Here is a 1,377-nt window from a genome sequence, read left to right on the forward strand (position 1 = left end):
CGATGAAGATTCTAGATAAGGAATTTCGGTACCTTGTTCAATGTACGCGGGCTTCTTATTGGTCGTGATCAATCGTGGGCTCGAAATGATTTCTGCTTTTGATTCTTGCTGCAATGCAGACAGCTCTAAGTCCAATAATGTATCAGAACCTAACTTTGCCACTTGGAACGCAATGCTCGCCGCATTCGGGTTGGTCGCGGCTAAATTCACATTAAGAAAATCATCGATACCAACACCATCACCACCCTCTTCACCTTCGCCATCACCACCACCTTCGTACAAACCGATTGTCGCTAGGTTGTTCTCAATAGAGCCACCAACGGTGTTATTACCATTAATAGATGTGAAGCCCCAACGAATACCTAACTCGTCCATGTTACCCTCACTGATGGTCACAATTCGGGCTTCAATTTGTACTTGTTTTACTGGGATATCGAGCGATTCAATGATTTCGCGAATAACGGCGATGTTCTCTGGCAATTCTCTGATTAATAGCGAATTGGTTCGCTCATCAATGGTCATACTGCCACGCTCTGACAACATGCTAATGTTGCCTTCACCATTAATCATCTCTGCAATATCCGAAGCTTTAGCAAAATTGACTTTGATGATTTCTGATGAAAGTTCACCCATTTCTTCCGTCAGCTTTTGTTTTTCTAACTGCTGCTTCTCGCGCAAATCCAGCTCATCGGTCGGAGCGACCAAAATCACGTTGCCATCAACACGCTTATCTAACCCTTTCACTTGCAAGATGATGTCGAGCACTTGCTGCCACGGCACACCATCAAGACGCAGTGTAAGGTTGCCTTCGACAGAGTCCGAAACCACCAAGTTAAACTGGTTGTAATCTGCAATCAGCTGCAAAACGTTACGCACAGGAATGTCTTGGAAGTTAATCGAGATCAGCTTGCCTTCTTTTTCTAAGATGCTCTTGTCTGGCACTTTTTCATTTGGTTTAAGCTTGCTGACAGTGATTTCAAGATAACGCCCCGTCAAACGATAGTCATGCGTGTATTCTTCATCGATATACGCAACTAATCGTGTGGTGGAGGTATCGCGGAACACTTCCACACTTTCCACCACCGTCGCGAAATCTTTCACGTCGAGAAGGTAAAGCTGTTCGTCTTTTACCGACGTGTTCATTAAATCAATACTTAATCCTTCTTGAACACGTTTAACATCAACAATAGCCGCCGGGGATGCAAGCTCCACCACAATCACGGCATCTTTGCTTTTGTTAGTGCGAAAGTCGATGCTCTTGAGCGCATTAGACTGTACATCTTCTGCTGCTGCTAAAGGGGCCAGAAGTAAAAACAACCATAAGGAGAAGAGCCCAGTAAGTATCCTTGGTGTACGTGTTAATCCTTGTCTCATTTT

1 protein-coding gene is annotated in these 1,377 nt (G+C 44.4%); it reads right to left on the bottom strand.

Features of this window, described 5'->3' with window-relative positions:
* A partial coding sequence (locus tag R7P35_RS24425) for a type IV pilus secretin PilQ (protein WP_318092926.1) occupies nucleotides 1-1,377 on the bottom strand: 1,377 nt, incomplete at both ends.

This window comes from Vibrio sp. Vb0304, assembly GCF_033338995.1.
Classification (GTDB): Bacteria; Pseudomonadota; Gammaproteobacteria; order Enterobacterales; family Vibrionaceae; genus Vibrio; species Vibrio alginolyticus.